Here is an 18,301-nt window from a genome sequence, read left to right on the forward strand (position 1 = left end):
CCGTCGGGCGCACTCACGTCCGCCCGACGGAGGGAGGGAGGCCTGATCGAGCCGTCCTCAACAGCCCAGCGAGGGAACGGAAGTACGGGAAACCCAGAACGCGCGCCACCGCTCGGCTAGCCTCGTGATTCCTTGGGGCCGAACTGACGTACGGCGCACATCACTTCGGGGGTTCCTTGTCAGAACAGCGGCCGATGCCACCGGACTTGGCGACGAACGAGGCCGCCGCAGTGCGGCAGACCGGTGCCTCACCCCTGCGCCTCGGCGACCCGGACCACATCGGCCCCTATGTGCCGCTGGCGCTGCTCGGCAGCGGCGGTATGGGACGGGTCTATCTCGCACGTCCGGCGGACGGCGGTCCCGGTCTGGCCGCGGTGAAGGTGATCAGGCCGGAGTACGCGGACGATCCGGACTTCCGGCGCCGGTTCGAGCGGGAAGCCTCGGTGCACGAACGGGTCAGCACCTCGCACACACCGCGACTGTGCGGCACGGGCTTCCAGGACGAGTTGCTGTGGATGGCCACCGAGTACCTCCCGGGGCTCGATCTCGCGCATGCCGTACGTGAGCACGGCGCCCTGGAGACGGCCGCGGTCTGGCGTCTGGTGGCCGAGCTGGGGCAGGCGCTGGCCGACCTCGCGGCCGCGGGGATCGTGCACCGGGATCTGAAGCCGTCCAACGTGCTGTTGTCCGTCGGGGGCGCGCATGTGATCGACTTCGGTATTTCGAAGGCCATGGACGCCAGCACGATCACCGGCACGGGTGTCCGGGTGGGAACTCCGGCCTACATGTCGCCGGAGCACTTGCGGACCGGCAGGTCCGACACGGCGTCGGACGTGTTCTCACTCGCCGGGACCCTGGTGTACGCGGCGGCGGGGCGTGCCCCGTTCGGCGACGGTACGGGAGTGGACGTGATGCACCGGGTCGCGTTCGAAGAGCCGGATCCCGAGCTGATCGCCGGGATCTCGGCCGCGGACGCGGCACTCGCCTCGCTGCTGACCGCCTGCCTGGCCAAGGAGCCCGAACGGCGGCCCACAGGGCAGGACTTGACCGCTGCCGCCGGGGAACGCGCCGGAACGACCGTGTGGCCGGAGCCGCTCGCCGGCCAACTCCTGGCCCGGCAGCGGGCGTACGAGGTGCTGTACCGCGTCCCCGTAGGGTCCCGAGCCCGATTACGGTCTCCGGACGATCGCCCGATGGCGATGCCGTCGGCACCGGCAGGGCAGGGCGCCCGGCCCGGTCCGTCCGTTCCCGAACCACCGGTGGTGGCCGCCGACGCCGCCTCCGGGACACCGTCGGCACGCCCAGAGGAGAGCCGGGTCCGCACCTGGGCACGGCGGAAGTCCGTACGGGCCGTCGTCGTGGGCATCGCCGTCTGCGCGGTGGCCGCGGGGGGCTTCGTGCTCAGTCGCCATGACGCTCCGCCCGCCGCTTCCGCCCCGGGATCCGCCACGACGACCGGCCGCACCGTGCCGGGCGGCACCGTCCTACCACCGACACCCGGGGCCTCGGACGCGAGAGCCGCGTCCGGCAAGAGCGTCGACGGCGCCGCGAACCCGAACGGCGCGACGACGGATACGGGGGATTCCGGCTCCGCCGCACCGGCGGTGCACGCCACTCCCTCAGCTCCCGATCCCGGCGCCCCGGCCGACGCGACTCCCTCGTCGTCTCCGAGCAGTCCGCCCACCACAGAGCCCGCGACCCCGGCCTGGATCTCGGACTGCACGTACTACCGCGGCAACGGACGCACGCGCCTGGGAGACAGCGGCAAGCGTGTGCTCCAGGTCCAGTGCGTACTGACGAAGCGCGGATACGACATCGGGAGCACAGGCGTGGACGGCGACTTCGGCGCCGGAACCGAGTCCGCGGTGCGGAGCTTCCAGAGCGACAGGCTGCTGGACGCCGACGGCGTCGTGGACCGCGAGACCTGGCTCGCCCTGCGCAGCTCGGAGTGACGCACCTGCCGGAGGGATGGTTCAGCGGGGTGTCTTGACGTAGGTGTACGGGGCGGAGACGTATGCGCTCCCTCGACGGGCTCACCGACCTGGTAGTCGTCGTGGACCTCGAAGAGACGGCCGTGGATGCCGACGAGGAAGACGCCCGCCTGTTCCTGCTCGGAGTCCTTGCGGGCCCAGGGTGTGGTGCCTCGAACGCATGGTGCAGAAGCTGGCCCATACGGAACGAGGATGTGAACCCGAGTACGTAGGGACCGTTGGTGAAGACCTTCGGGTCGCGGCGGATCGTGAGCTGCGATCAGCCGGTGCCACCAGGACCGGCGACAGCACCCCCCGGATCATCAACGACAGGGGCAAAGAGTCCTACCGGACCTGGAGGCCACGAACCCAAACCGGGCTCTACAAGAAAGGTAGTGGGCACCGCGCACAAAGCCACCACGTGTCGTGCCGATCCCTCAACGCGCCCCGACTCCCTTGCCCCAGCCACAGCACCCACCTAACCTGCTTTTGTGCCGCAAATAAACAAACCCCGAACGCACAACGCCGTGCCGGGCGCCCCCACCGACCTCACCCGGCTCCGAGCCGTCCTGACCGCCTTCTTCGCCCTCGACGGCTTCATCTTCGCCGGGTGGGTCGTCCGCATCCCCGCCATCAAGGAGCAGACCGGCGCCTCCGCCGGCACCCTCGGCCTCGCGCTCCTCGGCGTCAGCGCCGGCGCCGTCGTCACCATGATGCTCACCGGCCGCCTCTGCCGCCGCTACGGCAACCACCAAGTCACCGTCGTCTGCGCCGTGTTGCTGTCCCTCAGCGTCTCCCTCCCGCCACTCACCCACTCCGCGCCCACCCTCGGCCTCGTGCTGCTGGTCTTCGGCGCCGCCTACGGAGGGATCAATGTCGCGTTCAACAGCGCGGCGGTCGAACTGGTCCGGGCCATGCGGCGGCCGATCATGCCCAGCTTCCACGCCGCGTTCAGCCTCGGCGGCATGGTCGGCGCCGGCCTCGGCGGACTGGTCGCAGGAAGCCTGACCCCCACGCAGCACCTGTTCGGCCTCACGGTGCTCGGCCTCCTCGTCACCGCCCTGATCGGCCGCCCCCTGCTCCGCCTCCAGCCCCCGGCACCGCACGAGGACGCGCCGAAGGAGGAGGCCGCGCCCCGCCGCCTCGACACCCGCACCCGCGGCCTCGTCGTCACCTTCGGCCTGATCGCCCTCTGCACGGCCTTCGGCGAAGGCGCCCTCGCCGACTGGAGCGCCCTGCATCTTCAGCAGGACCTCGACGCCACCGCAGGTGCCGCCGCCATCGGCTACTCCTGTTTCGCGCTGGCCATGACCGCCGGCCGGCTCAGCGGCACCCGGCTGCTCGAACGGCTCGGCCGGACCCGCACTCTCGTGGCCGGCGGCACGACCGCCGCCGCGGGCATGCTGCTGGGCGCGCTCGCGCCCACCCTGTGGGCGGCCGTCCTCGGCTTCGTGATCACCGGGCTCGGCCTGGCCAACCTCTTCCCCGTCGCCGTCGAACGCGCCGGCACCCTCGCGGGTCCCGACGGAGTCGCCATCGCCTCCACCCTCGGCTACGGCGGCATGCTCCTGGGACCGCCCGCAATCGGCTTCATGGCGGACTGGTACTCGCTGCCCGCCGCCCTCACCAGCGTGGCCGTCCTCGCCGCCACGGCCGCGCTCATCGGATTCCTCACACGGCACGCGGCAGAACGTTGACTCCCGTTCGCCCGAGGTGGCAAACAAGCCAACGGGCGGCCGAACCAGGGCGGTTGGGACCGGCGGGGCGCATGTGTCGAGGCGTGGGGGAATAACGTGGGCCTCCACGACCGGTGTTCGACGGTTTCGTGGCTCTCACCACGGTGGCTGTGACCACGGTGGTTCTCACCACGTACACACAGGAGTGACCATGACGGACGAGGCAGCCGGCTCCGAGCAGGAAGCGCTCTCCAAGTTCGACACGACGGTGCCGCAGTCGGCCCGGATCTGGAACTACTGGTTAGGGGGCAAGGACAACTACGAAGTGGACCGCGTCGCCGGAGACGCCTTCCGCGAGATCTTCCCCGGCATCGAGACCGGGGCCCGTGCCGCCCGCTACTTCCTCGCCCGCGCCGTGCGTCACCTGGCCTCCGAGGAGGGCATCCGGCAGTTCCTGGACGTCGGCACCGGGCTGCCCAACGTGGACAACACCCATGAGATCGCCCAGCGGGTGGCCCCCGAGAGCCGCATCGTCTACGTCGACAACGACCCACTGGTGCTGGCACACGCCCGCGCCCTGCTCACCAGCACCCCGGAGGGCGTCACCAACTACGTCGACGCCGACCTGCGCGACCCCGAGACCATCGTGCGGGAGGCGGCGAAGACACTGGACTTTGACCAGCCCGTCGCGCTCATGCTGATGGGCATCCTGGGCCACATCGAGGACTACGACGAGGCCCGCTCGATCGTGCGGCGACTGGTGGCGGCCCTGCCCGCCGGCAGCTATTTCGTGCAGTACGACAGCACCAGCACGAGCGAGGCCTACGTCGACGCCATCCGGCAGTACAACGAGGGCGGTTCGATCCCGTACATCCTTCGCAGCCCCGAGCAGATCGAGGGCTTCTTCGAGGGCCTGGAACTGCTGGAGCCGGGCGTGGCCTCGTGCTCGCGCTGGCGTCCCGACGACAGCGCCTGGGGCCTGCCCGCGGAGGTCCACCAGTACGGCGGCGTCGCCCTCAAACGCTGACGCCGCCCGGCCCGGCCCACATCCCGGCTCAGGTCTCCTGAAGGATGCGATGCAGGATCGTCGGAGTCTCCTCCGGCGATTCCGCCTCGACCACCAGGCGGTTCATGACGTCCCAGTAGCACTCGATCTCGCTGGGCCGGTCGGGATAGAGGGCCGTGACGCGCTGTTCGAGGTAGACCATGTCGGGCAGCCGGCCGCCGGGCAGCCGCAGGATCGTCACCGGGCCGGCCTCCCCGGCGTGGCCGCCGGCGAGGAACGGCATGATCTGGACGGTGACTTGAGGCAGCCGGCAGATCTCGATGAGATGCCTCAGCTGGGCGCGCATCGTACGGATGCCGCCCACCGGCCGGCGCAGCGCCGCCTCGTCGATCACGGCCCACAGCTGCGCCGCCGGCCGCCGGCGCAGGATCCGCTGACGGGTCATCCGCAGCATGACCCGCCGGTCGAGCTCCTCCCCGCGGGCCTCCGAGTGGGCCAGCCGCAGGGAGGCACGCGCGTAGTCCGGGGTCTGCAACAGCTGCGGCACGCGCTGGACTTCGAAGCAGCGGATGAGACTCGCCGCCTGTTCGGCCCCGAGGTAGGACTGCGTCCAGGTCGGCACCACATCGTTGAAGTACTGCCACCAGGCAGGGGCGTTGGCCTCTTCCGCCAGGGTCAGCAGGGTGGCCCGCTCGCCCTCGTCCCGGACGCCGTAGAGCGTGAGCAGGTCGGTCACGTCACGCAGCTTGAATCCGTGCCGGCCCGCCTCCATCCGGCTGATCTTGGACCTTGACGCACGGATGACCTCGCCCGCCGCCGTACGGGAGATCTGCCGCGCTTCCCGCAGTTCGCGCAGCCGCGCGCCCAGGACCAGACGCGGCACCATGGGGCCGGCCGAACGGCCGTCCAGGAGCGCGCTGTCGGGCAGTGTGGTTAAGGCCTCGTCGGAACCCATGGTCGAACTCCCTGCGGTGCACGCGACGTTGTGTGGGGACGAACGCTACGGCCAGTCATCCTAGGCGCTCTTGGCTGTCGACTCGCCGTGCTCAAGAGTTTGCTTTCCTATACGATTTTCTAGGCCTTCGGGCGTTCCAAAGACCAGGGATGCCCCCAACACCGCCTGCCGCTGCCGCAACCCTTGACGCACAAGGGTTACTGCCCCACGATCGCCGCATCCATTTCCTATTTGATTTGGCGAGGTTCGGGCATGCCCTTCCCCACCAGATCCGTCTTGCCCGGCGTTGTCGCCGTCGTACTGCTCGGTGCCGGGACGACGGCCTGCACCTACCGCAACTCGGCTACCCAGTACGGCGGTTCGGCCTCGTCGGCCGCGCGGACGGGCGGCGGCACCGATCTCGTGGACGGTTCCGGGACCAAGGTCGCCCTCGTCCCGGGCGACACCCATCCCTACTTCCAGCCCTGGAGGACCGCGGGCGCCGCCGCAAGGAAGACCTATGGCCTCGGCGCCGTAGCGTTCGACGAGACGGCCGAGTGGCACGGTCACGGCGACCGTGGTGCAGAACCCGGTCGGCCAGGCCGAGATCGGCACCTGGGCCCTGGCGCTCCTCCAGACGAAGCAGCGCACCGTGCGCGATCCCGGCGTGCGGGTGGACTCCGGCTCGTTCGTCGTCGACAAGGCGAACGTCTCGGCCTACGACACCGCCCGGCAGACGAAGACGGCAGAGCTGAAGCAGCGGTTCGCCGACAGGATCCTCAACTGCGGCTGACCGCACCCCAATCCACACGACAGAAATCGGAACCGCCGGATGAGCATCATCACGACCGCGACCGCCAGGCTGGTCGACATCGCCGTGGAGCAGGACCGCACCGACGCCGTGCAGTCGTTCGTCAAACAGGAGACGATCCTGGTCGACGTGGAGACCTGGGACGGCGCCACCGGAACCGGCTACTCCTACACGATCGGCACCGGCGGCACGTCCGTACTGGCGCTGCTGCGCGACCACTTACTGCCCGCCCTCGTCGGGCAGGACGCCCGCAACATCGAGGCGCTGTGGCAGCGGCTGTTCGCGCTGACCCGGGCGACCACCACCGGAGCCATCACCTCGCTCGCCCTCGCCGCCGTGGACACCGCCCTGTGGGACCTGCGCTCCAGGCGGACGGGCGAGCCCCTGTGGCGACTGGCCGGCGGCCACCGCCAGGAGGTGCCGGTCTACGACACCGAGGGCGGCTGGCTCCATCTGAGCACCGAGGAACTGGTCAAAGGCGCCCTGCGCGCCCAGGAGTCGGGCTGGGCGGGCGTCAAGATCAAGGTGGGCAAGCCGCACCCCGCCGAGGACGCGGAACGGCTGCGTGCCGTACGCGAGGCGGTCGGCCCCTCGCTGCACATCATGACCGACGCCAACCAGTCCCAGACGGGCTCCTCGGTGCTGCGGCTCGCGGCGGCGCTGGAGCCGTACGACCCGTACTGGCTGGAGGAGCCGCTGCCCGCGGACGACATCAGCGGGCACGTCCGGCTCGCGGCGGCGACCCGCATCCCCGTCGCCGTGGGCGAGTCCATGTACTCGCTGATGCAGTTCCGCTCCTGTCTGGAGTCCGGCGCCGCCTCCGTCGTGCAGGTCGACGCGGCCCGGATCGGCGGCATCACGCCGTGGCTGAAGGTCGCGCACCTGGCGGAGAGCCACAACGTCATGGTCTGCCCGCACTTCCTGATGGAACTGCACGTCAGTCTGGCCGCGGCGGTGCCCAACGGCCAATACGTCGAGTACATACCGCAGTTGAGGGCGGTGACCCGGACCGGGCTGACCATCCGGGACGGCATGGCGGTGGCCCCGGACGTACCGGGCATCGGCATCGACTGGGACCCGGACGCGCTGGACGACCGGAGGGTGTCGTGACGACCGCCGTCGGCCCGCCGGACACCGTCCCGGAGCAGCGAACGGTCCCGCGCCGCCTGCCGTTCTGGGTCAACCAGCGCCTCGGCCTGCTGCTCCTGGTGATCGCGCTCAGTGTCCTGTTCGGCGCGCTGCGCCCGGCGTTCCTGGACCAACGGCTGGTGCTCTTCCCCCTGTTGCGGGACGTCGCCACCCTGACCGTGGTCGCACTCGCCCAGATGGTCGCCCTGTCGGTGGGCCACATGAACCTCGCGGTCGGCCGCATGGCGGCCTTCGGCGCACTGTTCGCGGGCCTCGGCTACGACCGTCTCGGCGTCCCCATACAGGTGGGCCTGCTCCTGTGCCTGGCCGCCGACGGCCTGCCCATCCTCCTCATCGGCAGCGACCTCGCGGAGATGATCACCCTCGCCGACCGCATCGTCGTCATGACGGACCACCGCGTGCGTGGCGAGATCGACAACGACCGTGACTACGACCGGGTGAGCGGCCGGGTCATCCGCCTGATCCACGACCGCGACGCGGTGCGCTCATAAGGCGGGTGGCCCGGGTGATCACCGTACGCCCGGAACTGCCGGACGAATACCGGGAGTTGCGCCGAGACGATCTCGCGGCGGACCTGGCCGCGATACCCGAGGACGAGGCGACCCGGCGGTGGTGGCAGCTCACCGCTCCCTGCCAGGTGCCCGTGCCGGAGGCGGCGCCCGGTGAGTGGCGGGCCACGGCGAAGCAGGTGTTCCTCATGGAATGACGGGAGCGAGCCCCCAACTCCGTCTGCCGCAAAGGCCGTTCAGGCGACAGGCTCCCCGCCGTCGTCGAGCTGCCGTTCCAGGCTCCGGGTGAGGTGTTCCGTCATGGCCTCGGCGGCCCGCTCGGGGTTACGGCGCAGGATGGCGCGGACGATCCGTTCGTGCTCCGCGACGGTCGGGCCCTCGGCGCCGACCACCTTGCTGAGCCGGAAGATGTGCAGATGGGCGTGGAGCCTCTCCACCGCGTCCGCGAGCAGCGGCCGGTGGGTGGCCTGTCCGATCGCCTCGTGGAACCGCTGGTCGAGAGCGGCGAAGTCGCGGTAGGACGCGTACCGGCCCTTGGGGCTCGGGTGGGCCTGGAGTTCCTCGACGATCCGCTCCAGGCCGTCGAGTTGCGGCTCGGTGGCGTTCACGGCGGCGAGCGCCGCCGCCCTGGGTTCCAACAGCAGCCGCATCTCGAAGAGTTCCTCAAGGCCCCGGCGGGTCAGCAACTGCGTGGCCCGGTATCCGGAGAGCGCGCGCTTGACGACAAGGCCCTCGGACTCCAGCCGGGCGAGCGCCTCGCGGACGGGGGTGGGCGAGACCTTGAGCGTGCGGGCCAGCGAATCGATGCCGACGCGTGCGCCGGGGGCGATCTCGTGGTCCATGACCTTCGCCTTGACGCTCTCGTACACACTGTCCGACAGCGCCTGCCGGACGGGCGCCACGCTCAGCTCGTCGCCCTCGTCCGGAACCCCGGCCACGGAAGGGCTGTGCGGCGGCATCCCCACTCCCCCTCCAGGCTCGCTGTGGCCGCCCAGTTTAGCCAGTGCCGGGTGGACGGAGCGGGACGCCCGGGATCCGGGTCACCCCGCCTCCGCCGGCACCGCCGCTTCCCCGCTCTTTTCGGTCAGGTCGAGGCTGCTGCGCAGGCTGACCGGCTTCAGCAGGATCGCGGCGATCACCGCGAGCAGGGCCGCCCCGGCGGAGAGCAGGAAGATCTGCGCGGTGGCGTCGCCGTAGGCCACGCGGACGATCTCCCGCACGGCGACGGCGTCCGATCCGGTGGCGGTGCTCCGCAGTCCCGCGTCGGCGAGACCGTGCGCGACCTGGTCCTGGACGTGCCGGGCGAGTACGGCGCCGAGCACCGAGACACCGATCGTGCCGCCGAGCGAGCGGAAGAAGGACACCGTGGAGCTGGCCGCGCCGATGTCCTTCAGCGGCACGGTGTTCTGCACGACGAGCACCAGGTTCTGCAGCGTCATCCCGACGCCCATCCCGACGCAGAGCATCTCCACGCTCAGCAGGAGGATCGGCGTCCTGGAGTCGAGGGTGCCGAGACCGGCGAAGCCGACCGTGAGCAGGGCGGCGCCGACGATGATGAACGGCTTGATCTTCCCGGTCCTGCTGATCAGCCGCCCCGCGACGGTGGACGCGACGAGGATGCCCGCCATCATCGGAATCGTCAGCAGCCCGGCCTCGGTCGGGCTGTGCCCACGGCTGAGCTGGAAGTACTGGCTGAGGAAGACGGCAGCGCCGAACATCGCCGTACCCACGGCGAGGCTCCCGACGATCGCCAGGGCCGTCGTCCGCTGTCGCACGATGCCGAGCGGTACGACGGGTTCGGCGGCCCGCGACTCCACCCACACGGCGACGGCGAGGAGCGCCAGCCCGCCGCCCACCATGGCCCCGGTCTGCCAGGAGGCCCAGCCGAAGGAGTTGTCGACGAAGGACACCCACACCAGCAGCACACTGACGCCGACCGCGATCAGGGTCGCGCCCAGGTAGTCGATCCTGACGTTCTCACGGCGGATGACGGGCAGGTTCAGCGTCCGCTGGAGCAGGAACAGGGATACGACGGCGATCGGCACGCCGATGAAGAAGCACCACCGCCACCCCAGCCACGAGGTGTCGACGATGACCCCGCCGAGCAGCGGCCCGCCGATGGTCGAGGTCGCGGTGACACTGCTCAGGTAGCCGCTGTAGCGACCGCGCTCGCGGGGCGGGATCATCGCCGCCAGGGATATCTGGACGAGGGCCTGCACACCTCCCACGCCGACGCCCTGGAGGGCGCGCGAGGCGATGAGCTGACTCGCGGTCTGGCTGACCCCGGAGGCCACGGCGCCCAGCACGAACACCGCGATGGACGCCTGCACGAGGGTCTTCTTGCTGAACAGGTCGGCGAGCTTGCCCCAGATCGGGGTCGTCGCCGTGGTGGTGAGGAGGGTCGCGGTGACGACCCACGTGTACTGGGTCTGCGATCCGTGCACCGCCCCGATGATCTTCGGCAGCGCGCTGGAGACGACCGTACTGCTGAGGGTCGACACGAACAGTGCGAGCAGCAGCCCGCTGAGCGCCTTCAGCACCTTCCGACGGGCCTCGGGGGACGTCTCCGTGGGACCCGCCCCGTTCACTGCCGTGCTCATCCGACGAACCCCCAGCGACCAGCTCGCTATACACCGCGTATAGCGACATCGCTTCACCATACATGGCGTATAGCGGACCCGCTCACATGTACCAGCCGCCATTGACGCCGATCTGCTGGCCGGTGATGAATCCGGCCTGGTCGGAGCAGAGGAAGGCGCAGGCGGCCGCGATGTCGTCCGGCGTTCCGGCGCGACGCACCGGGGTCATGCCGGCGACGGTGTCGACGCCGATGAAGTCCCCGCGCTTCTCGGCCTCGCGGGCCATGGGGGTGTCGACGATCGAGGGCGGGACGGTGTTGGCGGTGATCCCCTCCGCGGCCAGTTCGACGGCGAGCGCCTTGGTCAGGGCGATGACACCCCCCTTGGCGGCGACGTAGTGGGCCATGTTCGGGGCGCCGTGCTGGGCGCTGGAGGACGAGATGGTGACGATCCGTCCCCACTTCTCCGCACGCATGTCGGGGACGACGGCCTGGACACAGGTGAACGTGCCGGTGAGGTTGACCGCCAGCACCCGCTCCCAGGCATCGGGCGTGATGTCGGTGACGGGGGCGAACGTCTCGACGCCCGCGCTCGTCACGATGACGGTGATCGGACCGTACGCCTCGCGGACCGCCTCGATCGCCGAAGCGACCGCGTCGCGGTCGGAGACGTCGCAGGCGTAGGCCGTCGCTTCCGCGCCGGTCTCCCGGAGTCGGGCGGCGGCCGACTCGACGGCCTCGGCCCGCCGGTCGAGCAGGGCCACGCGGTGTCCTGCCGCGGTCAGATGGTGCGCGACCGCGAGCCCGATCCCCGAGGCCGCTCCGGTGACCACGGCAGTCCGGGAGCTCGCCGGGGCGATGTCCGTGCTGGGGTGCATTGGCCCTCCTCGCCGTCAGCCGACCGGGGTGTAGCCGAGGTGCAGGGCCGTTAGGCCGCGCAGGATGTAGGTGGGTTCGTAGTTGAGCCGGCGGTCGGAGGCCGGGCCGTGCTCCGCCTCGTCGAGGTGGATGTCGGCCATGCGGTCCAGCAGCCGTTCGACGCTCACCCTCGCCTCAACTCGCGCCAGCGGGCTGCCCGGACACGCGTGGACGCCGCGGCCGAAAGCAAGGTGCTCGCGTGCGTTCGGCCGGTCGACGCGGAACCGGTCGGGCTCCTCGAAGCGGGCCGGGTCGCGGTTGACGGCGCCGTTGAGCAGCATCACGGTGGTGCCCGCGGGCAGGTCCACGTCGTGCAGGGTGGTGGACCGGCGCACGAGACGGAAGTCGGACTTGACCGGGCTCTCCAGCCGCAGCGTCTCCTCGACGAAGGCCGGGACGAGACTGCGGTCCTCGCGCAACAGGGCTTGCAGATCCGGGCGTTCGGCGAGAACCAGCATCACGGAGCTGAGCAGCCGGGCCGTGGTCTCCTGGCCGGCGGCGAACAGGAACGTGGCCACCCGGACCACGTCGGTGACGTCGGGGGTCGATCCGTCCGGGAACGTGGCGGTGGCCAGCGCGGTCAGCACGTCGGCCCGCGGCTCGCGCCTGCGCTCCCGGACGAACGAGCCGAACTGCTCCTCCAGGAACTCCAGCGCGTTGCCGGACACGGCCTCGTCCGGGACCAGGGATCCCACCTTCTGGAGGCCGAGCCGGACGCGGAACGGCTCGTGGAACTCCTCGGGGACACCCAGCAGATCCGCTATCACGAGCAGGGCGAACGGCTGGGCGTACTCCCTGAGCAGCTCGACGCGTCCGCGGTCGGCGAACTCGTCGATCTGCCGGTCGGCCAGCCGCCACATGAACTCCTCGTTCTCCTTCAGCCGCCGGGGCGTCAGAAGGCGCGCCAGCAGCGCGCGTTGTGCGGTGTGCAGCGGCGGGTCCATCGTCACCATGTGCTCGCTCATGGGTAACTGCTCGCGCACCTGCTCGATCAGCGCCCCGATGTCGTCGCCCTCGGGCTCGACGGGCAGGCCCGGGAAGGGGCCCATCACCGAGTTGCAGGAGGAGAAGGTCTCGTGGTCGCGGTAGACCCGCACGGCCTCGTCGTAGCCGGTGACGGCCACGACGCCGTGGTGGGGCTCCCGGTGCACCGGGCACTGCGCGCGCAGATGCTCGAAGTAGGGATACGGATCGTCCACGACCGATCCGTCCGTGAAGAAGTCGGTCCTGTCGAAGTCGGTCCTGTCGAAGTCGGGCACTGCGTCCTCCCCTGGGGCCGCATCCGTGGCACGGATGCTGGACGGTCGTACAGCAATGCTGGACATATGCTTAGCGCCGGGGTCCCGAGCCGTCAAGGCATGCGGCGCGGGGCAGAGTTACGCCGACGGAACGGAGGCCGTGTGACGTCGTCACCCCGCCGCTACGGTTCGCCCGACGCCAAGAACCGCAGTGTGCTGCTGGACGCCGCCGAGGAACTGCTCCTGGCGGAGGGCTACTCGGCCGTGACCGCGCGGCGCGTCGCCGCGCAGGCCGGGCTCAAGCACCAACTCGTGCACTACTACTTCCACACCATGGACGACCTCTTCCTCGCCCTGTTCCGCCGTCGCGCCGAGCAGGGCCTCGAACAGCAGGCCGCGGCGCTCGCCTCCGACCGGCCGCTGCGAGCGCTCTGGGCCTTCAGCACCGACCCGGCCGGCGCCTCGCTGACCATGGAGTTCATGTCGCTGGCCAACCACCGCGAGGCCATCCGGGCCGAGGTCGCCCACTACGCCGAGCGGCTGCGGGCGGCACAGGCCGAGGCCCTCCCGGGCATCCTGCGACGCTACGGAGTTCCGCCCGAGACCTGTCCCCCGATCGTGCTGGTCTTCCTCACCACCAGCGTCGCCAGGGTCCTGGTCCTGGAGGACCGCCTGGGCATGTCCGCCGGCCACGACGAGACGCGCGCCTACGTGGAAGACCTGATCCAGACCTTGGAGGAGCGTTCACCGCGGTCCGACTGAACGACCGTCGACGTGACCGCGCAACCGGCGGACCCGGTCACCGGTCCAGGTGGGAGAGCAGCAGGTCGGGGTCCTCGGCGGTGAGGTAGGCCGCGCTCAGGACGTCGGCCGTGTCGCCGCGCAGGGCGATGGAGGTGGGTGCCGCAGGCCGTCGGCCCGGGTCAGTACGACGGTGTTGCCGCGGTACGGCTCGCCGAGGACGACCTCGCTCACCACTTGGCGCGCGGCGGACGCTCTCTCCAGTGCCCGCCGAGTCCGGGGGTGGCCAAGTCGGCGTGAAATCCGACCAGTCCGGTGCGGGCGTGGAGCACCAGGTGCAGCAGCGAGATGTCGCCGTGGCCGAGGACCGGCTTGGGGTCGGCGACGACCGCCTCGAAGTCGATCAGGTCGAGGTAGCCGAGCGCCGTCTGACCGCCGTCGTGCGCGACGATCGCCCGCACCTCGGGGGCACGCAGCAGCCCGTTGAACTCCTCGGCGATCTCCGCCGGCCGAGCCGCACTCCACCAGCGCTGCCGCCCCTCTTGCAGAAGGGGCACCCGCCGCCCCCGGAACCCCCATCCGCTCCAGCACGACCACCGCCCGCTCCAGGTCGGGTTCGTAGACGGCGTGCAACGGCCCGGACAGGAGGCGACGACGACGAGATCCCCGGGCACCAGGGCCCGGGGCCTGAGCAGTTGGGGCGGGCCGGTACGGGTCACCGGGGCAGTGTCCCGACGCCCGCGACACCACGCCACTCAGTTACCGCCGGGTCCCCTGTGTACCCGCGCGTAACCCCAAAAACATAACGCTCGTTGCGTAAGCGCACCTCACAACCGCCGCAAGAGACAAGAGGACCCGTTCAATGCCTCACGGCAGCGCACTGCGCAGCGCGATCACCGCTTCCGGCACGACGCCTCTGATCGGCGTGTACGACATGTACTCGGCGTCGATCGCCGCCCAGCACTACGACGGTCTCTTCGTCTCCGGGTTCGGATTCGCGGCGTCCTTCTACGGCCTGCCGGACATCGGTTTCATCGCCTGGCCGGACATCGTGGCCTTCACGGAGCGGCTCCGCTGGGCCTTCCCCCGCCATCACCTGCTGGTGGACATCGACGACGGCTACGGCGACCCGGAGGTGGCCTGTCATGTCGTACGGCGGCTGGAGCGGGCCGGTGCCTCGGGGGTGATCCTGGAGGACCAGAAGCGTCCGCGCCGGTGCGGTCATGTGGCGGGCAAGCAGCTCCTCCCGCTCGACGAGTACCTCGACAAGCTCGAACGCGTACTGGCCTGCCGGACAAGCGACTTGACCGTGGTCGCGCGGACGGACGCGACCGACGAGGCCGAGATCCTCACGCGCGCCAAGGCGCTCGCCGCCACCGACGCCGACGTGGTGCTGGTGGACGGGGTGCGCGACGTCGACGCGATCCGCCGGATCCGCGACTCCGTCGGCGACAAGCCCCTGTTGTTCAACCAGATCGCCGGTGGCCGCTCCCCGCGGTTGTCGCTGGGCGAGTTGGCGGAACTCGGTGTGGACGTCGCGATCTACAGCACCCCCTGTCTCTTCGCCGCGCACGAGGCGATGGACAAGGCGCTGACCGACCTCAAGCTGACGGGCGGACGGCTCCCGGAGACGGGGCACGGTGGAGTCGGCGTGCCCCAGTCCGTCGAACTGCTCACCCGCAATCTCCAGGCCACACCGAGCTGATAACGACGGAGCCCTCTGTCTCCGGTTGGACCGGGTGATCGTCCCGGGGCGCGAGGACGGCACCCGCCCCCACCACAGCCTCGATCACATCGAGAAAGCGCGCGGCCCCTCGACGGAGCCGGCCGCCCGCTCTCCGGAACGCGGCGGCGACGGCAGCACAGCGCGCCGCGGCGATCCCATTCCACGAGAGCGCGGAGGCGTTGTGCCCCTCTCGGATTGCCCTGTGTCCCCGGCCGACGGTCGCGAAATCTCCGTACCGCCACGGCAGTTGTGGTCACCTCGGCCGCCGCGTTCACGCTGTGCACGCCGACGGCGGCCCCGATGCCGACCGGGCACCGGAGCGTCAGGCGGTGGCCGCCGGGGCGGGTACGTCCTTCGCGGACACCTGCACGCCGACGATCGGCCACGACATGTGCCGGCCCCGCGACGCACGGTGGATCGAGTCGCCGACCCCCGCCGCGAACACCATGGCCGCGCACCCCAACTCCGTCGGCCAGTCGGTCATGGCGGCGTCGGCGCTGTGGCAGATCCACCGGCCCTTCCACAGGCCGTAGCGGTCGGCTTCGCCAAAACGCCAGGTCAGGGCGGCATCACCAAACGGACCGCGCCCCAGCCGCCGTATAGTCGCGTCATGCAAGAGACTGGGCGGATGGAGCCGACGCCCCGCAGGAACCTGCGCGAAGAGCAGAAGATCCTCACCCATCGCCGACTGCTCGAAGCGGCCGTCACGGTGTTCACCGAGAAGCCCTTCCTCGAAGCGCGGATGGAGGACATCGCCCAGGCGGCGGGGGTGACCCGGGCGACGGTCTACGCCCACTTCCCCGGCAAGGCCGAGATCGTGGACGCGCTGGTGGAGCGCCTGTACGGGCTGATGGGCGAGGCGTACGCCGACCTGGCCGCGCTGCCCCGGTGGACGCCGGGGGACATCCGGGCGTGGCTGGAGGAGGCGGCGGTCCGCTGGCGGGAGATGGCACCCATCCGCCGTGTCGCCAACGCGGCGGCCCCGACGGCGCTGCGCAGTCTGGGCGACGGGCGGACGCAGTACGTCGAGGCGCACGAGCGGTATGTCGGGATGCTGGTCGGCGACTACGGGCGGTGGCGGGGAGTCGATCCCGCGGAGGCCCGGCAGCGCGCGCTGATGGCCGTACTCCAGACCGAGTCGTTCTTCTCCGCCTGGATCGCCGTCGAGTGGCCGTTGGAAACCGCGGACCCGCTGCGCCTGTTGGCGGACTCGCTCTGCCATCTCCTCGCCCCCGCGCTGGAGAACGACGGCGGCTCGGCCTGAACGGACCGTACGACAGGGGTGGTTGGCCGTCGGTGTCGTAGCCGAGGGTCAACCACCCCTGGAACAGCGGTCGTTGGTCAGCCGGTCTCGCCGACGGCCGTTGCCCCGGCGGCCGGTCGGGGCGTCACCTCGGGCTCCGTCTCCGCGTGCGGGGAGCGGGCGCGGACGCCGATCGTGACGAAGGCCACGGCGGCTGCCACGAGCATGCCGACTCCGCCGACGAGGGCGCAGGTGTGGAGCGCGTCGGTGAAGCTCGCGCCGTAGGCGGCCAGGGCCTGGCCGGTCGCCTCGCCGGAGTTGAGGTGCAGGAAGGCGCCCGCCTGGATGCCGACGCCGTTCACCGTGCCGATGACCTGGCCCTGGTCGGCGGGGCTCAGGCCGGACGCGGCGACGTGGCCGGGCAGGGTGTCCAGGGTGCGGTTGGTGAGGACGACGCCGAAGATGGCCGGGCCCAGGGCGCTGCCGATCTGGCGGAGCGCGCTGTTGGCGGCACCGCCGGTGCTGCCGAGGCGGCGCGGCAGGCTGTTCATGGCGATCGTGGTGATCGGGGCCATCGCCAGCGCGATGCCGATGCCGAACACCGCGATGACCAGGGCCGCTTCACCGGTGCCGGTGGTGGCGTCGAAGAGGTTGACCAGGAGCGCCCCGATGCCGCCGACGAGCAGGCCGGTCACGAGCACGAGACCGGGCGAGAAGCGGTGCATGAGGCGGCCGACGACCGGGCCGAGGACGACGGTGAAGCCGTTGAGGGCGATCAGGCGGACCCCGATGTCCCAGGTCGAGGCGTGGTGGACGAGGCCGAAGTACTCGCTGAGCGAGAAGACCAGGCCGACCTGGGCGAACAGGGTGAGCGCCATGACGAACGCGGCCCCGGAGAACGCCGTGGACTTGAACAGGCGCATGTCCAGCATCGGGCAGGGGGACCGCAGTTCGACGACCACGAAGGCCGGCAGGGCGAGGGCGGCCACGACGAACGCGGTCACGACCTCGGCCGAACCCCAGCCCGGAGCGCCGCCGCCCTCGATGACGCCGTAGACGATGCCGGTGATGGCGACGATCGCGAGGAGCTGGCCGGGGATGTCGAGGTGGCGTTCGCGGTCGGAGCGGGAGTCGACCAGGACGAAGGCGCCGACCAGGACCGTGAGGGCGCCGATGACCAGGGTGGGCAGGAAGATCCAGCGCCAGCTGGCGTGCTCGACGATCAGGCCGTTGAAGAGGGGGCCGAGGGTGAGGCCAAGGCCGAGGGCGGCCGTCCACAGGGCTATCGCGCCGGCCCGCTTGCGGTGGTCGGGGCAGACGTGGCTGATCAGGCCGAGGGTCGCGGGGAGGAGTGCGGCGGTGCCGATTCCGGAGAGCGCCTGGCCGACGCAGACCTGGACGACGCTGTGCGCGGTGAGGGCGACGAGACAGCCGACGCAGGAGAGCGCCAGGCCGATCAGGTACGTCTTCTTGCGGCCGAAGAGATCACCGATGACACCGCAGGTCAGCAGCAGGGCGGCGGTCGGCAGGATGAACGCGTCGGTGATCCACTGGAGTCCGGTGGTGGAGGCGTCCAGCGCCTGCTGGATCACGGGAAGCGCCACCGACACACCGACGACCGGCAGATAGGAGACGAAGACTCCCAGGCAGGCCAGCAGGATGGTGGCGGTGACGGGGCGGGACGGGGAGTCCGGCTGGGGGGACGGAGGCGTGACTTCGGAGACCGGGGTCGGCATGGCACCTCTTCGACGTCGAACGGGGCGGATTGACCAGGTGTGAACTGCGCGTGGCGTTCCGGGCGT

Annotated in this window: 17 protein-coding genes and 1 pseudogene; 11 read left to right on the forward strand and 7 right to left on the reverse strand. The window is 70.7% G+C overall.

Features of this window, described 5'->3' with window-relative positions:
• Positions 1-194: 194 nt before the first annotated feature.
• From ACQHII_RS05505 to ACQHII_RS05515, 3 genes are all read left to right on the forward strand, one after another.
• Positions 195-1,952 (forward strand): protein kinase domain-containing protein, encoded by a 1,758-nt coding sequence (locus ACQHII_RS05505; protein ID WP_427918150.1) that lies wholly within the window; start codon positions 195-197, stop codon positions 1,950-1,952.
• A gap of 545 nt (positions 1,953-2,497) precedes the next feature.
• Complete coding sequence (locus ACQHII_RS05510; protein WP_427925235.1) at positions 2,498-3,667, forward strand: MFS transporter; 1,170 nt, start codon at positions 2,498-2,500, stop codon at positions 3,665-3,667.
• 190 nt (positions 3,668-3,857) lie between these two features.
• Entirely contained in the window at positions 3,858-4,673 is an 816-nt protein-coding gene (locus ACQHII_RS05515) for an SAM-dependent methyltransferase (RefSeq protein WP_427918151.1), read from the forward strand.
• Between the two features lie 28 nt (positions 4,674-4,701).
• Here ACQHII_RS05515 and ACQHII_RS05520 read toward each other — a convergent pair whose 3' ends face one another.
• Entirely contained in the window at positions 4,702-5,607 is a 906-nt protein-coding gene (locus ACQHII_RS05520; RefSeq protein ID WP_427918152.1) for a helix-turn-helix domain-containing protein, read from the reverse strand.
• 556 nt (positions 5,608-6,163) lie between these two features.
• On the opposite strand from ACQHII_RS05520, the gene ACQHII_RS05525 reads away from it, so the two are divergent.
• From ACQHII_RS05525 to ACQHII_RS05540, 4 genes and pseudogenes are all read left to right on the forward strand, one after another.
• A complete protein-coding gene (locus ACQHII_RS05525; protein WP_427918153.1) occupies positions 6,164-6,379 on the forward strand; it encodes a hypothetical protein in 216 nt (71 codons plus the stop codon).
• Between the two features lie 39 nt (positions 6,380-6,418).
• The gene (locus ACQHII_RS05530; protein WP_427918154.1) at positions 6,419-7,507 is read left to right on the forward strand and encodes a mandelate racemase/muconate lactonizing enzyme family protein; all 1,089 of its coding nucleotides are present in this window, start codon (positions 6,419-6,421) and stop codon (positions 7,505-7,507) included.
• Positions 7,508-7,836: 329 nt separating this feature from the next.
• Positions 7,837-8,037, forward strand: a pseudogene (locus tag ACQHII_RS05535) (sugar ABC transporter ATP-binding protein); the annotation flags it as partial.
• A 14-nt stretch (positions 8,038-8,051) separates the two neighbouring features.
• Positions 8,052-8,252: an L-rhamnose mutarotase gene (locus ACQHII_RS05540; protein WP_427918155.1), complete on the forward strand. Its 201-nt coding sequence runs from the start codon at positions 8,052-8,054 to the stop codon at positions 8,250-8,252.
• A 39-nt stretch (positions 8,253-8,291) separates the two neighbouring features.
• On the opposite strand, the gene ACQHII_RS05545 is transcribed toward ACQHII_RS05540, so the two are convergent.
• The 4 genes from ACQHII_RS05545 to ACQHII_RS05560 all read right to left on the reverse strand — a co-directional run bounded on the left by ACQHII_RS05545 (position 8,292) and on the right by ACQHII_RS05560 (position 12,810).
• Complete coding sequence (locus ACQHII_RS05545; protein ID WP_427918156.1) at positions 8,292-9,014, reverse strand: GntR family transcriptional regulator; 723 nt, start codon at positions 9,012-9,014, stop codon at positions 8,292-8,294.
• Between the two features lie 81 nt (positions 9,015-9,095).
• Positions 9,096-10,655, reverse strand: coding sequence for an MFS transporter (locus ACQHII_RS05550; protein ID WP_427918157.1), 1,560 nt, complete (start codon positions 10,653-10,655; stop codon positions 9,096-9,098).
• Between the two features lie 82 nt (positions 10,656-10,737).
• Positions 10,738-11,511, reverse strand: a complete 774-nt coding sequence (locus tag ACQHII_RS05555) for an SDR family NAD(P)-dependent oxidoreductase (protein WP_427918158.1) — start codon at positions 11,509-11,511, stop codon at positions 10,738-10,740.
• A gap of 15 nt (positions 11,512-11,526) precedes the next feature.
• Entirely contained in the window at positions 11,527-12,810 is a 1,284-nt protein-coding gene (locus tag ACQHII_RS05560) for a cytochrome P450 (RefSeq protein WP_427918159.1), read from the reverse strand.
• Between the two features lie 141 nt (positions 12,811-12,951).
• On the opposite strand from ACQHII_RS05560, the gene ACQHII_RS05565 reads away from it, so the two are divergent.
• Entirely contained in the window at positions 12,952-13,551 is a 600-nt protein-coding gene (locus ACQHII_RS05565; protein ID WP_427918160.1) for a TetR/AcrR family transcriptional regulator, read from the forward strand.
• Between the two features lie 209 nt (positions 13,552-13,760).
• Here ACQHII_RS05565 and ACQHII_RS05570 read toward each other — a convergent pair whose 3' ends face one another.
• Positions 13,761-14,087 carry an LD-carboxypeptidase gene (locus ACQHII_RS05570; protein ID WP_427918161.1) on the reverse strand — a complete coding sequence of 109 codons (327 nt, stop codon included), beginning with the start codon at positions 14,085-14,087 and terminating at the stop codon, positions 13,761-13,763.
• Positions 14,088-14,392: 305 nt separating this feature from the next.
• Here ACQHII_RS05570 and ACQHII_RS05575 point away from each other — a divergent pair, with 305 nt between their 5' ends.
• From ACQHII_RS05575 to ACQHII_RS05585, 3 genes are all read left to right on the forward strand, one after another.
• The gene (locus ACQHII_RS05575; protein ID WP_427918162.1) at positions 14,393-15,235 is read left to right on the forward strand and encodes an isocitrate lyase/PEP mutase family protein; all 843 of its coding nucleotides are present in this window, start codon (positions 14,393-14,395) and stop codon (positions 15,233-15,235) included.
• 299 nt (positions 15,236-15,534) lie between these two features.
• Positions 15,535-15,789 (forward strand): hypothetical protein, encoded by a 255-nt coding sequence (locus tag ACQHII_RS05580; protein ID WP_427918163.1) that lies wholly within the window; start codon positions 15,535-15,537, stop codon positions 15,787-15,789.
• Positions 15,790-15,866: 77 nt separating this feature from the next.
• Positions 15,867-16,520 (forward strand): TetR/AcrR family transcriptional regulator, encoded by a 654-nt coding sequence (locus ACQHII_RS05585; protein WP_427918164.1) that lies wholly within the window; start codon positions 15,867-15,869, stop codon positions 16,518-16,520.
• 77 nt (positions 16,521-16,597) lie between these two features.
• On the opposite strand, the gene ACQHII_RS05590 is transcribed toward ACQHII_RS05585, so the two are convergent.
• On the reverse strand, positions 16,598-18,235 hold the full coding sequence (locus tag ACQHII_RS05590) for an MFS transporter (protein ID WP_427918165.1): 1,638 nt from the start codon (positions 18,233-18,235) through the stop codon (positions 16,598-16,600).
• Positions 18,236-18,301 lie beyond the last annotated feature (66 nt).

It is taken from the genome of Streptomyces sp. cg40 (assembly GCF_050320165.1).
Classification (GTDB): Bacteria; Actinomycetota; Actinomycetes; order Streptomycetales; family Streptomycetaceae; genus Streptomyces; species Streptomyces hokutonensis.

Bases quoted from the DNA above. Each gene is read 5' to 3' on its own strand.
- ACQHII_RS05505 (WP_427918150.1), top strand. From the start codon at position 195: ATGCCACCGGACTTGGCGACGAACGAGGCCGCCGCAGTGCGGCAGACC.
- ACQHII_RS05515 (WP_427918151.1), top strand. From the start codon at position 3,858: ATGACGGACGAGGCAGCCGGCTCCGAGCAGGAAGCGCTCTCCAAGTTC.
- ACQHII_RS05520 (WP_427918152.1), bottom strand. From the start codon at position 5,607: ATGGGTTCCGACGAGGCCTTAACCACACTGCCCGACAGCGCGCTCCTG.
- ACQHII_RS05530 (WP_427918154.1), top strand. From the start codon at position 6,419: ATGAGCATCATCACGACCGCGACCGCCAGGCTGGTCGACATCGCCGTG.
- ACQHII_RS05545 (WP_427918156.1), bottom strand. From the start codon at position 9,014: ATGCCGCCGCACAGCCCTTCCGTGGCCGGGGTTCCGGACGAGGGCGAC.
- ACQHII_RS05550 (WP_427918157.1), bottom strand. From the start codon at position 10,655: ATGAGCACGGCAGTGAACGGGGCGGGTCCCACGGAGACGTCCCCCGAG.
- ACQHII_RS05555 (WP_427918158.1), bottom strand. From the start codon at position 11,511: ATGCACCCCAGCACGGACATCGCCCCGGCGAGCTCCCGGACTGCCGTG.
- ACQHII_RS05575 (WP_427918162.1), top strand. From the start codon at position 14,393: ATGCCTCACGGCAGCGCACTGCGCAGCGCGATCACCGCTTCCGGCACG.
- ACQHII_RS05585 (WP_427918164.1), top strand. From the start codon at position 15,867: ATGCAAGAGACTGGGCGGATGGAGCCGACGCCCCGCAGGAACCTGCGC.
- ACQHII_RS05590 (WP_427918165.1), bottom strand. From the start codon at position 18,235: ATGCCGACCCCGGTCTCCGAAGTCACGCCTCCGTCCCCCCAGCCGGAC.